The sequence below is a fragment of the Klebsiella oxytoca NBRC 105695 genome (genome assembly GCF_001598695.1).
Classification (GTDB): Bacteria; Pseudomonadota; Gammaproteobacteria; order Enterobacterales; family Enterobacteriaceae; genus Klebsiella; species Klebsiella oxytoca.
In genome coordinates, this window is sequence record NZ_BCZK01000018.1 from 33,111 (window position 1) to 52,393 (window position 19,283).

A 19,283-nucleotide genomic window follows, 5' to 3' on the forward strand; every position below is an offset into this window, starting at 1 on the left:
TTTTAACTGCCTCAAATCAAAAATTGTCACCAGAAGGTTAACTAAAATCCCAGCTCATTAACCATCCAGCGTCCCTGACGGGCCGCGTTTTTCAGGAAAAATTATGGAGCTGCTCTGCCCAGCCGGTAACCTTCCGGCGCTTAAGGCGGCCATCGAAAACGGCGCCGATGCCGTCTATATCGGGCTGAAAGATGACACCAACGCCCGCCACTTTGCCGGCCTTAATTTCACCGAAAAGAAACTGCAGGAAGCCGTCAGCTTTGTGCACCAGCATCGTCGTAAACTGCATATTGCCATCAATACCTTCGCGCATCCTGATGGCTATGCCCGCTGGCAGCGCGCGGTAGATATGGCGGCCCAGCTGGGCGCCGACGCGCTGATCCTCGCCGATATCGCAATGCTGGAGTATGCCGCCGAGCGCTACCCGCACATCGAGCGTCACGTTTCCGTTCAGGCCTCGGCCACTAACGAAGAAGCGGTAAAATTTTATCATCGCAACTTTGACGTCGCCCGCGTGGTGCTGCCGCGCGTACTGTCGATTCACCAGGTCAAACAGCTGGCCCGCGCCACGCCGGTGCCGCTGGAGGTCTTCGCCTTCGGCAGCCTGTGCATTATGGCGGAAGGCCGCTGCTATCTTTCCTCTTATCTGACCGGCGAATCACCGAATACCGTCGGCGCCTGTTCGCCGGCACGCTTCGTGCGCTGGCAGCAAACGCCGCAGGGACTGGAATCACGCCTTAACGAAGTGCTGATCGACCGCTATCGAGATGGTGAAAATGCCGGCTATCCCACCCTCTGTAAAGGGCGGTATCTGGTCGACGGCGAGCGCTACCACGCACTGGAAGAGCCCACCAGCCTGAACACCCTGGAGCTGCTGCCGGAGCTGATGGCGGCAAATATTGCCTCGGTCAAAATCGAGGGCCGCCAGCGCAGTCCGGCGTACGTCACCCAGGTGGCGAAAGTCTGGCGTCAGGCGATCGATCGCTGCAAAGCCGATCCGCAAAACTTCGTGCCGCAGTCCGCGTGGATGGAGACCCTCGGTTCGATGTCCGAAGGGACGCAAACCACCCTTGGCGCCTATCACCGTAAATGGCAGTGAGAACAGCAATGAAATATTCATTAGGGCCGGTGCTTTATTACTGGCCAAAAGAGACGCTGGAAGATTTTTACCAGCAGGCAGCCAGCTGCAGCGCGGACACGATTTATCTCGGCGAAGCGGTATGCAGCAAACGCCGCGCCACCAAAGTCGGCGACTGGATCGAGATGGCGAAAGCGCTGGCGGGAAGCGGCAAACAGGTAGTGCTTTCCACCCTCGCGCTGGTGCAGGCGTCCTCGGAACTGGGCGAACTGAAGCGCTATGTCGATAACGGCGAATTTCTGATTGAAGCCAGCGATCTCGGCGTCGTTAACCTGTGCGCGGAACGTAAACTGCCGTTCGTCGCTGGCCATGCGCTCAACTGCTACAACGCCGTCACCCTGCGTCTGCTGCTTAAGCAAGGTATGGTGCGCTGGTGTATGCCGGTCGAGCTTTCCCGCGACTGGCTGGCGAACTTGCTGACCCAGTGCGACGAACTGGGCATTCGCAACCAGTTTGAGGTAGAGGTGCTGAGCTACGGCCATCTGCCGCTGGCCTACTCCGCCCGTTGCTTTACCGCCCGTTCGGAAGACCGACCCAAAGACGAGTGCGAAACCTGCTGCATTAAATATCCTAACGGGCGCGACGTGCTCTCACAGGAGAACCAGCAGGTATTCGTCCTCAACGGCATTCAGACCATGAGCGGCTACGTCTATAACCTCGGGAATGAGCTGAGCACCATGCACGGGCTGGTGGATATGGTCCGCCTGTCGCCGCTGGGCATCGAGACCTTTGCGATGCTGGACGCCTTCCGGGCAAATGAGAACGGCTCTGCGCCGCTACCGCTGACGGCGAACAGCGACTGCAACGGCTACTGGCGGCGGCTGGCCGGACTGGAACTGCAGAGCTGATTAACCGCTCACTTTGTTAATGGCTATCGCTGCTTTTTAATGCACTATTAAAGATGCAGCTTTTCTGGCAGGCGTATCGCGGATGCGCCAGGCTGGAAGAAGACCTTCAATCTGATGACGATGCTGTAGCAAAGTGAGCCTTTATGACTGACAAATCTGTTTCATTCTCGGTGCTCGACCTGGCGCCAATCCCGCAAGGATCTTCCGCAAAGGAAGCTTTCTCCCACTCTTTAGATCTGGCGCAGCTGGCGGAAAAACGCGGTTATCATCGCTACTGGCTGGCCGAACACCATAATATGGTCGGTATTGCCAGCGCCGCGACCTCGGTGCTGATTGGCTATCTTGCCGCCCATACCACCACTCTGCATCTGGGCTCCGGCGGCGTGATGCTGCCTAACCATTCGCCGCTGGTGATTGCCGAGCAGTTCGGCACGCTCAATACGCTCTACCCCGGTCGTATCGATCTCGGCCTTGGGCGCGCGCCAGGTAGCGATCAGCCGACCATGCGCGCGCTGCGTCGCCATATGAGCGGCGATGTTGATAACTTCCCGCGCGATGTCGCGGAGCTGGTGGACTGGTTCGACGCCCGCGATCCTAATCCGCACGTACGGCCGGTTCCCGGCTATGGCGAGAAGATACCTGTCTGGCTGCTCGGCTCAAGCCTTTACAGCGCTCAGCTGGCGGCGCAGCTGGGGCTGCCGTTCGCCTTTGCCTCGCACTTCGCGCCGGATATGCTCTTCCAGGCCCTGCACCTCTACCGCACCCACTTCCAGCCGTCAGAACGGTTAGAGAAGCCGTATGCGATGGTATGCATTAACATTATTGCCGCCGATAGCGACAGAGATGCGGAATTTCTGTTTACGTCCATGCAGCAGGCGTTCGTCAAACTGCGCCGGGGCGAGACCGGACAACTGCCGCCGCCGGTGCAAAATATGCATCAGCTGTGGTCCGCTTCAGAGCAGTACGGCGTTCAGCAGGCGCTGAGCATGTCGCTGGTCGGCGATAAAGCGAAAATCCGCCACGGGCTGGCATCGATCCTACGGGAGACCCAGGCTGATGAGATCATGGTTAACGGCCAAATCTTCGATCATCAGGCGCGCCTGCATTCATTTGATTTGGCGATGCAGGTGAAAGAAGAGCTGATCGGGTAGTGAGCAATGCGGCATTTTTGCCGCATTTTCAATTATTGATAGGTGGGTAATACGTTAAAGCTTGAGAGGAAATGCACGATAACGTTACCCAGCCCAAACAGCAGCACCAAAGCGATCATCGGCTTTCCACCCCAAACGCGAAACAATGGGCTGCCAAAACGTTTACGCGATGCGCGAGCCAGCAGCGCCGGTACAATTGCCGCCCAGATCGTCGCGGCCAGACCTGCATAGCCGATCGCATAGAGGAATCCGTTCGGCCACAGCAAGCCTCCCGCCATCGGCGGAACGAAGGTCAGTACCGCTGTTTTAAAACGTCCCAGCGCGGAGTCATCGAAGCCGAACAGATCCGCCAGATAATCAAACAGCCCCAGCGTTACGCCAAGGAATGAACTGGCAACGGCAAAGTTCGAAAAGATGACTAACAGCAGATCCAGGCTCCGGCTGTTCAGCACTCCGCTAAGCGCCTGGACCAGGACATCTATATTACCCCCCTTCTGCGCGATGCCGATAAATTCAGGGCGCGGGATATTGCCCATCGTCACCAGCAGCCACACCACGTACAGACCCAGCGCCAGCAGCGTACCGTAAACCAGGCATTTCACGATTGTGCGCGGATCTTTGCCGTAGTACTTCATCAGGCTCGGCACGTTGCCATGATATCCGAAAGATGCGAGACAGAACGGCAGCGTCATCAGCAGATAGGGCATATACGAGGCATTTTGTTCAGCCACGTTAAACAGCGTGGTCGGCTGGACGTGTCCCAACAGGCTGCCAAAGGTCAGAAAGAAGGTAATGACCTTAGCTCCCAGCACAATGGCCGTCATGCGGCTCACCGCTTTGGTGCTCAACCAGACGATAAACGCCACCAGTAGCGCAAAACCAAAACCAGCCGCCCTTGCCGGTACGTTCAGCGACATTTCGCTAAACGTATGGTGCAGGATCGAGCCGCTGGCGGAGATATAGGCGTAAGTCAGAATATAAAGTACAAAGGCGATCGACACGCCGTTAACCAGATTCCAGCCTTTACCGAGCAGATCTTTAGTAATGGTATCGAAGCTCGAACCAATCCGATAATTCAGGTTCGCTTCGAGGATCATCAACCCGGAATGCAGCATACAAAACCAGGTAAAAACCAGCGCCGCCAGAGACCAGAAGAACCATGCGCCGGACATTACAACCGGCAGCGAAAACATGCCCGCGCCAATAATTGTCCCGCCGATAATCACTACGCCGCCAAATAAGGACGGTCGGGTTGCCGTAGTGGTAAGTGTCGCCATTTGCCGAAATCTCCAGTCGAAAATACTTTTCTTGTTATCAACGTGACGCACTGTACCAGTACACAAGTACAAAGGAAATAAAAAAAGCCCCAATCGTTAAGATCGGGGCTGTATCGTTTACTTTACGTTAGCGGAAAGCGCTAATTATGCATCGCCACCGAAACGACGACGACCTGCGGAGTCGTCACGACGCGGCGCTGAAGCATCATCGCGGCGCGGCGCGCGGCCACCTTCGCGACGTTCACCGCTGAAACGACGACCTTCACCACGGCCGCCTTCGCGACGCTCACCGCCGAAACCACGACCTTCACGACGTTCACCGCCGCCGAAGCTACGGCCGCCTTCACGACGCTCACCGCCGCCACGACGTTCGCCGCTGCGCTCAGGGCGCGGCTGAGCATCGCCCAGCAACTGCATGTTCATCGGCTTGTTCAGGATGCGGGTACGCGTAAAGTGCTGCAGCACTTCGCCCGGCATGCCTTTCGGCAGTTCGATGGTGGAGTGAGAACCAAACAGCTTGATGTTACCAATGTAACGGCTGCTGATATCGCCTTCGTTCGCGATGGCGCCAACGATATGACGAACTTCAACGCCGTCATCACGGCCCACTTCAATGCGGTACAGTTCCATATCGCCAACGTCACGACGCTCACGCTTCGGACGATCTTCGCCACCGCGATCGCCGCGCGGGCCACGATCGTTACGGTCGCCACGACGTTCGAAACGATCGTCACGGTCGCGGAACTCGCGCTTAGGACGCATAGGCGCATCCGGCGGCAGGATCAGCGGACGTTCGCCCTGCGCCATTTTCAGCAGCGCTGCGGCCAGCGTTTCCACGTCCAGCTCTTCGCCTTCGGCAGACGGCTGGATTTTCGCCAGCAGCGCGCGGTACTGATCCAGATCGCTGCTTTCCAGCTGCTGCTGAACTTTCGCGGCAAATTTTTCCAGGCGACGTTTGCCCAGCAGCTCTGCGTTCGGCAGTTCAACTTCCGGAATGGTCAGCTTCATCGTACGTTCGATATTGCGCAGCAGACGACGCTCGCGGTTCTCAACGAACAGCAGCGCGCGGCCAGCGCGACCCGCACGACCGGTACGGCCGATACGGTGAACGTAAGACTCGGAATCCATCGGGATATCGTAGTTAACCACCAGGCTAATACGCTCAACGTCCAGGCCACGAGCCGCAACGTCGGTTGCAATCAGGATATCCAGACGACCGTCTTTCAGACGCTCCAGAGTCTGCTCACGCAGGGACTGGTTCATGTCGCCGTTCAGCGCAGCGCTGCTATAGCCGCTACGCTCCAGCGCTTCGGCCACTTCCAGGGTCGCATTTTTGGTACGAACGAAGATAATCGCCGCATCAAAATCTTCCGCTTCCAGGAAACGCACCAGCGCTTCGTTTTTACGCATACCGTAAGCAGTCCAGTAGCTCTGGCTGATGTCCGGGCGAGTCGTGACGCTGGACTGGATGCGCACTTCCTGCGGCTCTTTCATAAAGCGGCGGGTAATACGACGAATCGCTTCCGGCATGGTGGCAGAGAACAGAGCGGTCTGATGACCCTCCGGGATCTGCGCCATAATGGTTTCTACGTCTTCGATGAAGCCCATGCGCAGCATTTCGTCAGCTTCATCCAGTACCAGACCGCTCAGTTTAGAGAGATCCAGCGTACCGCGTTTCAGGTGGTCCAGCAGACGACCCGGGGTACCGACAACGATTTGCGGCCCCTGACGCAGTGCGCGCAGCTGCACGTCATAACGCTGGCCGCCGTACAGGGCAACCACGTTTACGCCGCGCATATGTTTAGAGAACTCCGTCATTGCTTCAGCAACCTGTACCGCCAGTTCGCGGGTCGGTGCCAGCACCAGAATCTGCGGTGCTCTCAGCTCAGGATCAATGTTGTTCAGCAGCGGTAAAGAGAACGCTGCGGTTTTACCGCTACCCGTCTGGGCCATACCCAGAACGTCGCGGCCGCCCAGCAGATGCGGAATGCACTCAGCCTGGATCGGAGATGGTTTTTCGTAACCCAGATCGTTAAGCGCTTCAAGGATGGGAGCCTTCAGGCCCAGATCTGCAAATGTGGTTTCGAATTCAGCCATGTAGTACGTGTGCCTCAAAATTAATGGCGGCCAGTCTACATAACTCATCGTGAAAATTTACGGTAATTTTCATTGAAAAGTGTGAACCGGCTCAAAGTAGGTGTATTAACGAACAACAACGCCCTCACCCGCTAAGGTGATGGCAATCAAAAAAGGGCTGATGTGTTCGTCAGCTATTGCTGGTCCGATTCTGCCAGGTCATCTTGCTCCTGGCCCAAGAGCGATAATTCCAACAATGCGTATCGGTGCTCAACGTAGTTATGAACGTTGTTTGCGACCGCCAGTTTGAACAGTGCCGTAGCGCTGTCCTTGTCCCCCAGACTTAGGTAGTACTTACCTAAATAGAAGTTGGTTTCACTGAGATGCTCAGCGAGCGAGGTGTTATCCGTTGCGTCTGCCTTCAGACGGTCCATTAGCTCTTTTTCGCTAATGTCGCCAAGGTAGAACCCGACAATGTTCCATCCCCATTGTTCTTTGTCCGACTTGTTTAAGCGCTGTCTCAGTGCTTCAAGCGCCCGCTTCTCATCGAGCTGACGCTCGGCGAGATAAAGCCACAGGCTTCGGAAAGGATCATTGGGATCGTCTTGATAAAACGCCAGCAGATCATCTTGCGCTAACTTAGCACGACCGCCGTAATACAGAGCGATGCCGCGATTTAAGTGCGCGTAGTTGTAAGTTGGATCAAGCTCAAGTACAGAATCAAACGCTTCATAGGCAGCATCAAAATTGCCTGCCTGCGTTAAATAAATGCCTAAGTAATTGAATACTTCAGGCATATCCGGTCGGATTGCCAGCGCTTGTGAAAAATCATTTCGCGCTAATGCCCTCAGACCGAGACTATCATACAACACTCCGCGCTCATATAAAAGCTGTGCGCGTTCGTCATCGGTTAAAGCCCGACTGGCAAGAATTTGTTCCATGCGCGCCAGAATCACTTCCTGCTGCAAAGTCGGTTGCAATGGCACCGCGAGGACTGCGTCCTTACGCCAGGCAGAGTTGCTGCATCCTGCCAGCGTGAGAGCTGTCGCCACGAAACACCAGCGCAAAAAAGGCTTCATTTCCCACTCCCGAAGACAACGATTGGATGAACGTCCAGTTCCCCGGCTGCAAACAGGGCTTCCTGCCCGCAATGCGCCCTCCGCAATGCGGAGGGCAAACGGCAACCTTACTCGCCCTGCTGTTCGGCAGCCGGAGCTTCCGGCGCAGCCGCAGGCTGAGTTTGTTCAGTTGCTTCTTTGATGCTCAGACGGACACGGCCCTGACGGTCAACTTCCAGAACCTTAACCGGCACTTCCTGACCCATCTGCAGATAGTCGGTCACTTTCTCAACGCGCTTGTCGGCGATCTGAGAGATGTGAACCAGACCCTCTTTACCGCCGCCAATGGCAACGAATGCGCCAAAGTCAACGATGCGGGTCACTTTACCGTTATAGATACGGCCAACTTCGATCTCAGCGGTGATCTCTTCGATACGACGAATCGCGTGCTGCGCTTTGTCGCCATCGGTTGCTGCGATTTTGACGGTACCGTCATCTTCGATTTCGATAGTGGTGCCGGTTTCTTCGGTAAGCGCGCGAATAACGGAGCCGCCTTTACCGATAACGTCTTTAATTTTGTCCGGGCTGATCTTGATCGTGTGAATACGCGGTGCGAACTCAGAGATATCGCCGCGCGGCGCATTAATCGCCTGTTCCATCACGCCCAGGATGTGCAGACGCGCACCTTTAGCCTGGTTCAGAGCAACCTGCATGATCTCTTTGGTGATACCTTCAATTTTGATATCCATCTGCAGAGCAGAGATACCTTCACGGGAACCCGCAACTTTGAAGTCCATATCGCCCAGGTGATCTTCATCGCCCAGAATGTCAGACAGTACGACGAAGTTGTCGCCTTCTTTCACCAGACCCATTGCGATACCCGCAACGGCGGCTTTCACCGGCACACCTGCGTCCATCAGCGCCAGAGAAGCGCCACAAACGGAAGCCATGGAGGAGGAACCGTTCGATTCGGTGATTTCAGAAACCACGCGTACGGTGTACGGGAACTCTTCGATAGTCGGCATCACGGCCAGTACGCCGCGCTTAGCCAGACGACCGTGACCGATTTCACGACGCTTCGGAGAGCCGACCATTCCCGTTTCGCCTACGGAGTACGGAGGGAAGTTATAGTGGAACAGGAAGGAGTCAGTACGCTCGCCCATCAGCTCATCGATATTCTGCGCGTCACGTGCGGTGCCCAGGGTCGCGGTAACCAGCGCCTGAGTTTCACCACGGGTAAACAGTGCTGAACCGTGGGTACGCGGCAGAACGCCGGTACGAACGTCCAGACCACGAATCATATCTTTTTCACGACCATCGATACGCGGCTCACCGGCCAGTACGCGGCTACGCACCACGTTTTTCTCGATTGCGTGCAGGATTTCGCCCAGTTCGTTAGCGTCCAGGGTTTCATCTTCCGCAACCAGGGTCGCGATAGTTTCGGATTTGATCACGTCAACCTGAGCATAACGCTCCTGTTTGTCGGTGATACGGTACGCATCGCTCAGGCGAGATTCAGCCAGCGCAGCGACACGCGCGTTCAGCGCGGCATCAACCACTTCCGGCTGCCAGTCCCAACGCGGTTTACCGGCTTCTTTCACCAGGTCGTTGATGTTCTGAATAACAACCTGCTGCTGGTCGTGACCAAACACGACCGCGCCCAGCATCTGGTCTTCGCTCAGCAGTTCAGCTTCGGATTCAACCATCAGTACTGCGGCTTCGGTACCCGCAACAACCAGATCCAGTTTGCTGGACTTCAGCTCTTCCTGGGTCGGGTTCAGCACGTACTGGTCATTAATATAACCCACGCGCGCGGCGCCAATTGGGCCGTTAAACGGAATACCGGACAGAGACAGCGCAGCGGAAGCGCCGATCATCGCGACGATATCCGGGTTAACCTGTGGGTTAACGGAAACGACGGTCGCAATAACCTGAACTTCGTTAACGAAGCCTTCCGGGAACAGCGGGCGAACCGGGCGGTCAATCAGACGCGCAATCAGGGTTTCGCCTTCGCTCGGACGGCCTTCACGACGGAAGAAACCACCCGGGATTTTACCAGCAGCGTAAGTACGCTCCTGATAGTTAACGGTCAGCGGGAAGAAATCCTGGCCTGGCTTCGCTTTTTTCTGGCCGACTACGGTAACGAATACCGCGGTGTCATCCATGCTAACCATAACGGCGGCAGTTGCCTGGCGCGCCATCATGCCGGTCTCCAGCGTTACGGTATGTTGGCCGTACTGGAATTTACGAACGATCGGATTAAGCAAAATTCTATCCTTTTATCTATAGATGATGTCAAATCCACGATAAGACATCGTATGACCCGATCTTCTGCATCCTCGCGACTAATGACAACCTTTACCCGCCCCTGCGAGTCAAGCCTCTCATTAGCCGCGCGAACCTCTGCATGAAGATCATTAATAGCAACAATACATGAGTTTTTAATGAATTGCTGCCGCCCGGTCGAAAAAAGGGGCCGTGAGGCCCCTTCTTCTGAAACTCGCAGAATTAGCGACGCAGACCCAGACGCTCGATCAGCGAAGAGTAACGTGCAACATCTTTACGTTTCAGGTAGTCGAGCAGTTTACGACGCTGAGAAACCATGCGCAGCAGACCACGACGGCTGTGGTGATCTTTTTTGTGCTCTGCAAAGTGACCCTGCAGGTGGTTGATCTGTGCAGTCAGCAGTGCAACCTGAACTTCAGTAGAACCGCTGTCGTTTTCGCCACGACCGAACTCAGAAACGATTTTTGCTTTAGCTTCAACGCTTAGAGACATTTTCGAACTCCAAAATTAAAAGAAAGAAAGGGTGCCGATCTCTAATTCAGCAACCCCTGATATAACGCTCGCAAATGTTAAAACACTTTGGCGGACGTTAAGCGGCGATATTCTACTCGCAGCAGCCTTTTATCGCAAGGAAAGCGCTCAGGCAGGGTATTCAACCACCAGACGACGAGGCGCCACGCGGCCTTCATCATCGATTTCCCCCATGCCAAGAAACTTCTCGTCATCACCTTCAGTGACGCGAACCAGCCCCTGCAGCGGCGCACCCGATGTCCGCACCGGATTACCGTTTTTAAAGTAGATGGCGGAGGTTTCCGGAATATTCACCAGCGGGTAATCCGAAGCCGGGCTGTCCATCGGCATCAACAGCGGGTCCAACAGCTGGGCTGCGGGAATATCCTGCGCATTGGCTTGTTCAACCAGCGCCTGCAGCTGCTCCAGCGTCACCATCCGTTCGACGGGATATTTACTGACCGCCAGGCGACGCAGGAAAGTGACGTGCGCGCCGCATCCAAGCTTCTCGCCTAAATCATCAATAATCGTGCGAATGTAGGTGCCTTTGGAGCAATGAATTTCCAGCTCAAGCTCCGTCCCCTCATGGCGGATAAACAGCAGCTCGTAAACCGTAATCGGCCGGGATTCACGCGGTACTTCAATCCCCTGACGGGCATATTCGTACAGTTTTTTCCCCTGGTATTTCAGCGCCGAATACATCGACGGCACCTGCTGGGTTTCACCACGAAAGCCATCGAGCGCGGCTGCCAGCTGCTCAGGACTAAAAGTCAGCGGACGTTCTTCCACCACCTGGCCGTCGGCATCAGAGGTATCGGTGCGCTGGCCAAGTTTAGCAATCACGCGGTAGCGCTTGTCAGAATCAAGCAGATACTGGGAAAACTTTGTCGCTTCCCCGAGGCAAATCGGCAACATGCCGGTCGCCAGCGGATCCAGCGCTCCCGTATGCCCTGCCCGGTTAGCATTATAAAGTCGTTTAACTTTCTGCAGCACGTCGTTGCTGGATGCGCCTTGCGGTTTATCCAGCAACAGTACGCCGTGCACATCGCGACCGCGACGACGAGGACGACTCATTAGTCCTCCTTACTGTCGTCCGGGTTCACACGACGCTCATCGTCATGTTTCACCACGCTGGTCACCAGGTTCGACATGCGCATTCCTTCGACTAATGAATTGTCGTAGAAGAAGGTCAGTTCCGGCACGATACGCAGGCGCATTGCTTTGCCCAGCAGCGAGCGAATAAAACCAGACGCTTCCTGCAAAGCCTTGATGCCCGCTTTCACGGCGGCTTCGTCTTTGTCGTTCAGGAAGGTCACAAACACTTTGGCATAGGCCAGGTCGCGGGACATCTCGACGCCTGAAACCGTGGTCATCATGCCCAGACGCGGGTCTTTAATTTCGCGCTGCAGGATGATTGCGATCTCTTTTTGCATCTCCTGAGCCACGCGCTGCGGGCGACCAAATTCTTTCGCCATAATAAATTCTCCAGACAAATAAGGGGGCCACGCGGCCCCCTTTAATTTTGTATAACCGGGTGGCGCTGCGCTTCCCCGGCCTACTAAACGATTAATCGATGGTACGTTGAATCTCGATGATTTCGAACACTTCGATCATATCGCCAACGCGAACGTCGTTGTAGTTCTTAACGCCGATACCACACTCCATGCCGTTACGAACTTCGTTAACGTCATCTTTGAAGCGGCGCAGGGATTCCAGCTCGCCTTCATAGATAACCACATTGTCGCGCAGTACGCGGATTGGGTTATGACGCTTAATCGTACCTTCAGTAACCATACAGCCTGCGATGGCGCCGAATTTCGGCGATTTGAACACATCACGGACTTCGGCCAGACCAATGATCTGCTGTTTCAGTTCCGGAGACAGCATGCCGCTCATCGCTGCTTTCACTTCGTCGATCAGATGATAGATGACGGAGTAGTAGCGCAGATCCAGGCTTTCCGCGTCGATAACTTTACGTGCGGATGCATCAGCACGAACGTTAAAGCCAACCAGAATCGCGTTGGAGGCAGCGGCCAGGGTTGCGTCGGTTTCGGTGATACCACCTACGCCGGAACCGATAATCTTCACTTTCACTTCGTCAGTAGACAGTTTCAGCAAGGAGTCGGAGATCGCTTCCACAGAACCCTGCACGTCCGCTTTGAGGACGATGTTCACTTCGTGAACTTCGCCTTCGGTCATGTTGGCGAACATGTTCTCAAGTTTAGATTTCTGCTGACGAGCCAGCTTAACTTCACGGAATTTACCCTGACGATACAGCGCAACTTCACGTGCTTTCTTCTCGTCACGAACGACGGTCACTTCGTCACCGGCAGCCGGTACGCCTGACAGGCCGAGGATTTCCACCGGAATGGATGGACCCGCTTCCAGCACTTCCTGACCCAGTTCGTTACGCATCGCACGAACGCGACCATATTCGAAACCGCACAGGACGATGTCACCCTTGTGCAGCGTACCTTCGCGTACCAGAACGGTAGCAACCGGACCACGACCTTTATCCAGGAAGGATTCGATAACCGCGCCGCTCGCCATACCTTTACGAACCGCTTTCAGCTCCAGAACTTCAGCCTGCAGCAGGATTGCGTCCAGCAGTTCGTCGATGCCGGTACCCGCTTTAGCAGACACGTGGACGAACTGGCTTTCACCGCCCCACTCTTCCGGCAGAATGCCGTACTGGGACAGTTCGTTTTTAACGCGATCCGGATCCGCTTCCGGCTTATCGATTTTGTTCACCGCAACCACGACCGGCACACCCGCCGCTTTCGCGTGCTGAATAGCTTCGATGGTCTGCGGCATCACGCCGTCGTCTGCCGCCACAACCAGAACCACGATATCCGTCGCCTGAGCACCACGAGCACGCATAGAGGTGAACGCGGCGTGGCCCGGGGTATCCAGGAAGGTGATCATACCGTTGTCGGTTTCGACGTGGTAAGCACCGATATGCTGGGTAATGCCGCCCGCTTCGCCAGAGGCCACTTTCGTTGAACGAATGTAGTCCAGCAGAGAGGTTTTACCGTGGTCAACGTGACCCATGATAGTCACAACCGGTGCGCGCGGTTCCGCCGCAGCGCCGGTGTCACGGTCGCTCATTACCGCTTCTTCCAGCTCGTTTTCACGACGCAGGATAACTTTGTGGCCCATCTCTTCGGCAACCAGCTGTGCGGTTTCCTGGTCGATGACCTGGTTAATCGTCGCCATAGCGCCCAGCTTCATCATCGCTTTGATGACCTGAGAACCTTTAACGGCCATCTTGTTGGCCAGATCGCCAACGGTGATGGTTTCACCGATGATAACATCACGGTTAACCGCCTGAGCCGGCTTCTGGAAGCCTTGCTGCAGAGCCGAACCCTTACGATGTTTACCACCTTTACCGCCGCGAACGGCCGCACGGGCTTCTTCACGATCGGCTTTCGATTCAGCGTGTTTGTTGCCTTTCTTAGCCGGACGCGCTGCTTTCGCATTACGTCCACGGCCGCGACCGCCTTCAACTTCACGATCGTTATCGTCTTCAGCCTGACGCGCATGCTGAGAAGTTGTTACGTGATAGTCAGTGGTCTCTTCAGGCGTTTCTGGCGCTTCAGTCCAGTTCTTTTCGTTTTCTTGAGCCATACGGCGTGCTTCTTCCGCTACACGGCGCGCTTCTTCTTCAAGTTTGCGGCGTGCTTCTTCTTCCGATTTGCGCTTCAGCTCCGCAGCTTCGTTTTCGCGGCGTTGCTTTTCAGCCTGGGCGGTTTTGGTCATATCGTCGGTTTGTTGATTGCTCACTTTGTCTTTTTCCGCGGCTTCACGTTTCGCTTTATCGGCGAGTTCACGTTTCGCTTGTTCTGCGGCCTCACGTTCAGCTTTTAATTGCGCCTCGCGTTTGGCAGCTTCTTCTGCCTCACGACGGGCTTGCTCTTCCGCTTCACGCTGCGCCTGCTCTTCCGCGGCAAGGCGTTCGGCCTCTTGCGGATCGCGTTTCACAAAGGTGCGTTTCTTGCGGACTTCGATTTGTACCGACTTACTCTTTCCACCGGTACCCGGAATATTTAACGTGCTGCGCGTTTTGCGCTGCAGCGTCAGCTTGTCGGGCGCTGAGCCGTGTTCACGGTTCAGGTGCGTCAACAAGGTTTGCTTCTCTTGCGCGGTCACAGAATCATCAGCCGATTTGCGGATCCCTGCATCAGCAAATTGCTGTATCAGGCGATCCACAGAGGTCTGAATCTCTGAGGCCAGCGCTTTAATGGTCACATCTGTCATGCTGTTCCTTCCTGCTACAGTTTATTACGCTTCGTCGCCGAACCAACAAATATTACGAGCGGCCATGATAAGTTCTCCGGCTTTCTCGTCGGTCAAGCCTTCGATATCAGCCAGATCATCAATGCCCTGCTCGGCGAGATCTTCCAGCGTACAAACACCACGGGCGGCCAGGGTGAATGCCAGGGTGCGATCCATGCCTTCCAGATTCAACAGATCGTCGGCAGGTTTGCTGTCTCCCAGGCTCTCTTCTTTGGCCAGCGCCAGCGTGGTCAGCGCGTTTTTCGCCCGCTCACGAAGTGCTTCAACGGTCGGTTCATCCAGACCGTCAATTTCCAGCAGTTCTTTCATTGGCACATAGGCCAGTTCTTCCAGAGTGGCGAAACCTTCTTCAACCAGCAGCGTGGCGAAATCTTCATCAATATCAAGATATTTAGTGAAGGTATCAATCGCTGCATGGGCTTCAGCCTGATGCTTAGCCTGGAGGTCATCAACGGTCATGACGTTCAGTTCCCAGCCGCTCAGCTGAGACGCCAGACGGACGTTCTGACCGTTACGGCCAATGGCCTGCGCCAGGTTGCCCGCTTCGACTGCGATATCCATGGTGTGCTTGTCTTCATCTACCACGATAGAGGCGACGTCAGCCGGAGCCATGGCGTTAATGACAAATTGCGCCGGGTTATCGTCCCACAGCACGATATCAATACGCTCGCCGCCCAGTTCAGTCGAGACCGCCTGAACGCGCGCGCCGCGCATACCGACGCAGGCACCCACCGGATCGATGCGCTTATCGTTGGTTTTAACCGCGATTTTGGCACGAGAGCCAGGATCGCGAGCCGCCGCTTTAATTTCGAGAACTTCTTCACCAATTTCCGGAACTTCAATGCGGAACAGTTCAATCAGCATTTCCGGCTTGGAACGCGTCACGAACAGCTGCGCGCCACGCGCTTCCGGGCGGACTGCGTACAGTACGCCGCGGATACGGTCACCCGGACGGAAGTTTTCACGCGGCAGCATGTCTTCACGCAGGATCACGGCTTCAGCGTTGTTGCCCAGATCCAGCGTAATGTTGTCGCGATTCACTTTCTTCACTACGCCCGTGATAATTTCACCTTCGTGCTCACGGAACTGATCAACGACCATTGCGCGTTCGGCTTCACGTACTTTTTGTACGATAACCTGCTTCGCAGTCTGCGTAGTGATACGGTCAAAGGTGACAGATTCAATCTGGTCTTCGACGTAATCGCCAGGATTCATGCTTTCATCTTCGAAACGCGCAGCTTCCAGCGTGATTTCGCGCGTCGGCTGGGTGACTTCTTCCACAACCAGCCAGCGACGGAATGTGTCGAAATCACCGCTTTTACGATCGATTTCTACGCGAACGTCGATCTCTTGTTCATATTTTTTCTTAGTAGCCGTTGCTAACGCACTTTCCAACGCTTCGAAAATTTTCTCACGCGGCAGCGCCTTTTCGTTGGAAACGGCTTCAACAACAGCCAAAATTTCTTTGTTCATCGGGGCCTTTCACCTCAATCCAGACTGTTAAAAGTGGGGAACCAGGTTCGCCTTCTGGATGTTACTCAGCGCGAACACTTCATCTTTGCCTTCGACGGTTACCGTGATCATCTCACCGTCTACCGCTTTGATAAGGCCCTGCCATTTGCGTCGGTTCTGTACCGCCATGCGCAAAACCAGCGAAACTTCTTCGCCGATGAAACGCTCATAGTGTTCGGCGGTAAACATAGGACGATCGAGACCAGGGGAAGAAACTTCCAGGTTATAAGCGACTGTAATCGGGTCTTCTACGTCCATAACAGCACTGACCTGGTGACTCACATCAGCACAATCATCAACATTGATGCCATCTTCACTATCAATATAGATGCGCAGTGTGGATGTGCGACCGCGAATAAATTCGATGCCGACCAGCTCAAAGCCAAGCGCTTCAACTGGCGCTGTGAGCATCTCTGTTAATTTTTGCTCTAATGTGGACAAACCCACCCCCAAGACATAAAAAAAGGGCGTATAGCCCAGTTATTCTGAAGTCAGATAACAAAAAACCCCGATAAATCGGGGCTTTAGATAACTGAACCCTGAGATCGCAACTGCGATCTGGAACACTTTCCAGAAGAATTCTTTCAAATTCGTCTACGAAGGACCCGGTCCTCACAGTATATTTGAAAAAGTACTTAATGGGAAAGTGGTTGCGGGGGCCGGATTTGAACCGACGACCTTCGGGTTATGAGCCCGACGAGCTACCAGGCTGCTCCACCCCGCGCCTGAAACGTGGCATATTTTACTCGTTTTGAGCAAAAGACGCAAATACTGCTGGGATTTGGTACCGAGAGACGGGACATAAAATCGTAGTGAATTGTATTGATACTTCATATATTTTGTCAACATGAATTTCACATAGCGGGTTTCGGTTCGTGCTGGTATTTCAGGGTTTTTTGGTAAAAAGCGGTTTCGCCTCTTCCTGTCACCAGCAAAAGATGATTAAATGAAAACTCACAATTAATGCATAAACATGCAATAAAGATTGTTGAGTCAAACTCACCACAGTCTCTCTAGCAGGGTTTTATTTTATGACGACGATTCTCAAGCATCTCCCGGTAGGACAACGTATTGGTATTGCTTTTTCTGGTGGGCTGGATACCAGCGCCGCGCTGCTGTGGATGCGTAAAAAGGGAGCAGTCCCTTATGCATATACCGCTAACCTGGGACAGCCAGACGAAGACGATTACGAAGCCATTCCTCGTCGTGCCAAAGAGTATGGTGCTGAAGGAGCTCGTCTGATCGACTGCCGTAAGCAGCTGGTTGCGGAAGGTATTGCTGCAATCCAGTGCGGCGCATTTCATAACACCACCGGCGGGTTGACCTACTTTAATACCACTCCGCTGGGCCGCGCAGTGACCGGTACTATGCTGGTTGCCGCGATGAAAGAAGACGGCGTTAACATCTGGGGCGACGGCAGTACCTATAAAGGCAACGATATCGAACGTTTCTATCGTTACGGCCTGCTGACCAACGCAGAGCTGAAAATTTACAAACCGTGGCTGGATAGCGACTTTATCGACGAGTTAGGCGGCCGCCAGGAAATGTCAGAATTTATGATTTCCTGCGGGTTTGACTATAAAATGTCCGTTGAAAAAGCCTACTCAACCGACTCCAATATGCTGGGAGCTACGCACGAGGCTAAAGATCTTGAGTTCCTGAACTCCAGCGTCAAGATTGTGAACCCGATTATGGGCGTGAAGTTCTGGGATGAAAGCGTCAAAATTCCTGCGGAAGAAGTCACCGTCCGCTTTGAACAAGGCCACCCGGTTGCGCTGAATGGACAGACCTTTAGCGATGACGTTGAGCTGATGCTGGAAGCTAATCGCATCGGCGGCCGCCATGGACTCGGCATGAGCGATCAGATCGAAAACCGTATCATCGAAGCGAAGAGCCGCGGCATTTATGAAGCCCCCGGGATGGCGCTGCTGCATATTGCCTATGAGCGTCTGCTGACCGGTATTCATAATGAAGATACCATCGAACAATATCACGCACACGGTCGTCAGCTGGGTCGTCTGCTGTATCAGGGGCGCTGGTTCGACTCACAGGCTCTGATGCTGCGCGACGGCCTGCAGCGCTGGGTGGCCAGCCAAATCACCGGCGAAGTGACCCTTGAACTGCGTCGCGGCAACGACTATTCCATCCTGAATACCGTGTCAGATAATCTGACCTATAAAGCAGAACGCCTGACCATGGAAAAAGGCGACTCAATGTTCTCCGCTGAGGACCGTATCGGCCAGCTGACAATGCGCAATCTGGATATCACCGATACCCGCGATAAGCTGTTTGGCTACGCTCAGTCCGGACTGCTGACCGCCTCTTCCGCCACCGGCTTGCCGCAGGTGGAAAACCTGGAAAATAAAGCTAAGTAACATCCCTGAGAAAACAGTAAAGGCCGCGCAAGCGGCCTTTTTTATGCTGTGAAATCCCGCCCCCAACTGAAGAGGAATATCAGCCGCTTATGCGACTGCGCACTTTTCTCTGGACGAAAAAAAAGACGCTTTTCAGCGTCTTTTTTCAGGAAATTGGTACCGAGGATGGGACTCGAACCCACAAGCCCGTTAGGGCACTACCACCTCAAGGTAGCGTGTCTACCAATTCCACCACCTCGGTACGGATACTACTTATCAGTGCGGGATGTCGCTGCTCGGCTGTGCCGGAGCTGTCGGCTGAGTTTGCTCGGTTTTCGGAGCGCTCAGGTTATCCCACTCACTTCCTTTGTTGGTCTTGTTGCTGTTGATATTACCCAGCGCCAGACTGATGATGAAGAACAGCGCAGCCAGGATACCAGTCATGCGGGTCATGAAGTTACCAGAACCGCTGGATCCAAACAGAGTGCCGGAAGCGCCTGCTCCGAAGGAGGCTCCCATATCAGCGCCTTTACCTTGCTGCAGCATAATCAGACCAACAAGGCCAATTGCCACAATAAGGAAAACAACTAAAAGAGCTTCGTACATAATCAACCTGTTCCTTGCGGATTCGCCGCATACCAAGTGCTTCGACCAATAAAGCGGGACGTTTTAACGTTTCCCACTGAAGCGGGTGTGAATACTAACCAAAGCGAATGACCTTCGCAAGGGCAATTTCAACGCATTGTATCAAGTGCGGAAAAAAACAGCAAAAAGCGA

Annotated in this window: 16 protein-coding genes and 2 tRNA genes; 4 read left to right on the top strand and 14 right to left on the bottom strand. The window is 54.5% G+C overall.

The annotated features are described in order from the left end of the window. The first annotated feature begins 103 nt into the window (after positions 1-103). The 3 genes from ubiU to KO1_RS23625 all read left to right on the top strand — a co-directional run bounded on the left by ubiU (position 104) and on the right by KO1_RS23625 (position 3,137). Complete coding sequence (ubiU, locus tag KO1_RS23615; RefSeq protein WP_004106058.1) at positions 104-1,099, top strand: ubiquinone anaerobic biosynthesis protein UbiU; 996 nt, start codon at positions 104-106, stop codon at positions 1,097-1,099. A gap of 8 nt (positions 1,100-1,107) precedes the next feature. Continuing rightward, a complete protein-coding gene (locus KO1_RS23620) occupies positions 1,108-1,986 on the top strand; it encodes a U32 family peptidase (protein WP_064407136.1) in 879 nt (292 codons plus the stop codon). Positions 1,987-2,129: 143 nt separating this feature from the next. Next, positions 2,130-3,137 carry a luciferase-like monooxygenase gene (locus KO1_RS23625; protein WP_004106061.1) on the top strand — a complete coding sequence of 336 codons (1,008 nt, stop codon included), beginning with the start codon at positions 2,130-2,132 and terminating at the stop codon, positions 3,135-3,137. A gap of 32 nt (positions 3,138-3,169) precedes the next feature. On the opposite strand, the gene mtr is transcribed toward KO1_RS23625, so the two are convergent. The 12 genes from mtr to KO1_RS23680 all read right to left on the bottom strand — a co-directional run bounded on the left by mtr (position 3,170) and on the right by KO1_RS23680 (position 16,876). Further along, complete coding sequence (gene mtr / locus KO1_RS23630) at positions 3,170-4,414, bottom strand: tryptophan permease (RefSeq protein WP_017145353.1); 1,245 nt, start codon at positions 4,412-4,414, stop codon at positions 3,170-3,172. A 144-nt stretch (positions 4,415-4,558) separates the two neighbouring features. Continuing rightward, positions 4,559-6,511 carry a DEAD/DEAH family ATP-dependent RNA helicase gene (locus KO1_RS23635; RefSeq protein WP_016809829.1) on the bottom strand — a complete coding sequence of 651 codons (1,953 nt, stop codon included), beginning with the start codon at positions 6,509-6,511 and terminating at the stop codon, positions 4,559-4,561. Then, a complete protein-coding gene (gene yrbN, locus KO1_RS28355) occupies positions 6,504-6,584 on the bottom strand; it encodes a protein YrbN (RefSeq protein WP_085903200.1) in 81 nt (26 codons plus the stop codon). Before yrbN ends, KO1_RS23635 begins: the two co-directional genes overlap by 8 nt. Positions 6,585-6,684: 100 nt before the next feature. Then, positions 6,685-7,569, bottom strand: coding sequence for a lipoprotein NlpI (nlpI, locus tag KO1_RS23640; protein WP_004106088.1), 885 nt, complete (start codon positions 7,567-7,569; stop codon positions 6,685-6,687). Positions 7,570-7,676: 107 nt separating this feature from the next. After that, entirely contained in the window at positions 7,677-9,815 is a 2,139-nt protein-coding gene (gene pnp, locus KO1_RS23645; RefSeq protein ID WP_004106089.1) for a polyribonucleotide nucleotidyltransferase, read from the bottom strand. A 241-nt stretch (positions 9,816-10,056) separates the two neighbouring features. Further along, the gene (gene rpsO / locus KO1_RS23650) at positions 10,057-10,326 is read right to left on the bottom strand and encodes a 30S ribosomal protein S15 (RefSeq protein WP_004106090.1); all 270 of its coding nucleotides are present in this window, start codon (positions 10,324-10,326) and stop codon (positions 10,057-10,059) included. Positions 10,327-10,473: 147 nt separating this feature from the next. Then, the gene (gene truB, locus KO1_RS23655; RefSeq protein ID WP_004106091.1) at positions 10,474-11,418 is read right to left on the bottom strand and encodes a tRNA pseudouridine(55) synthase TruB; all 945 of its coding nucleotides are present in this window, start codon (positions 11,416-11,418) and stop codon (positions 10,474-10,476) included. After that, complete coding sequence (rbfA, locus tag KO1_RS23660; protein WP_004106092.1) at positions 11,418-11,819, bottom strand: 30S ribosome-binding factor RbfA; 402 nt, start codon at positions 11,817-11,819, stop codon at positions 11,418-11,420. Before rbfA ends, truB begins: the two co-directional genes overlap by 1 nt. A gap of 91 nt (positions 11,820-11,910) precedes the next feature. Continuing rightward, positions 11,911-14,601 carry a translation initiation factor IF-2 gene (gene infB, locus KO1_RS23665; RefSeq protein WP_004106093.1) on the bottom strand — a complete coding sequence of 897 codons (2,691 nt, stop codon included), beginning with the start codon at positions 14,599-14,601 and terminating at the stop codon, positions 11,911-11,913. A gap of 24 nt (positions 14,602-14,625) precedes the next feature. Then, positions 14,626-16,113: a transcription termination factor NusA gene (gene nusA, locus KO1_RS23670; protein WP_004106094.1), complete on the bottom strand. Its 1,488-nt coding sequence runs from the start codon at positions 16,111-16,113 to the stop codon at positions 14,626-14,628. A gap of 27 nt (positions 16,114-16,140) precedes the next feature. After that, on the bottom strand, positions 16,141-16,593 hold the full coding sequence (gene rimP, locus KO1_RS23675; protein ID WP_004125659.1) for a ribosome maturation factor RimP: 453 nt from the start codon (positions 16,591-16,593) through the stop codon (positions 16,141-16,143). Positions 16,594-16,799: 206 nt separating this feature from the next. Then, a tRNA-Met gene (locus KO1_RS23680) sits at positions 16,800-16,876 on the bottom strand. A 307-nt stretch (positions 16,877-17,183) separates the two neighbouring features. On the opposite strand from KO1_RS23680, the gene argG reads away from it, so the two are divergent. After that, positions 17,184-18,527, top strand: a complete 1,344-nt coding sequence (argG, locus tag KO1_RS23685; protein WP_004106101.1) for an argininosuccinate synthase — start codon at positions 17,184-17,186, stop codon at positions 18,525-18,527. Positions 18,528-18,681: 154 nt separating this feature from the next. Here argG and KO1_RS23690 read toward each other — a convergent pair. Together KO1_RS23690 and secG are read right to left on the bottom strand one after the other, a co-directional pair. Beyond that, a tRNA-Leu gene (locus KO1_RS23690) sits at positions 18,682-18,768 on the bottom strand. Positions 18,769-18,782: 14 nt separating this feature from the next. Further along, entirely contained in the window at positions 18,783-19,112 is a 330-nt protein-coding gene (gene secG / locus KO1_RS23695; protein WP_004106103.1) for a preprotein translocase subunit SecG, read from the bottom strand. Positions 19,113-19,283: the final 171 nt, after the last annotated feature.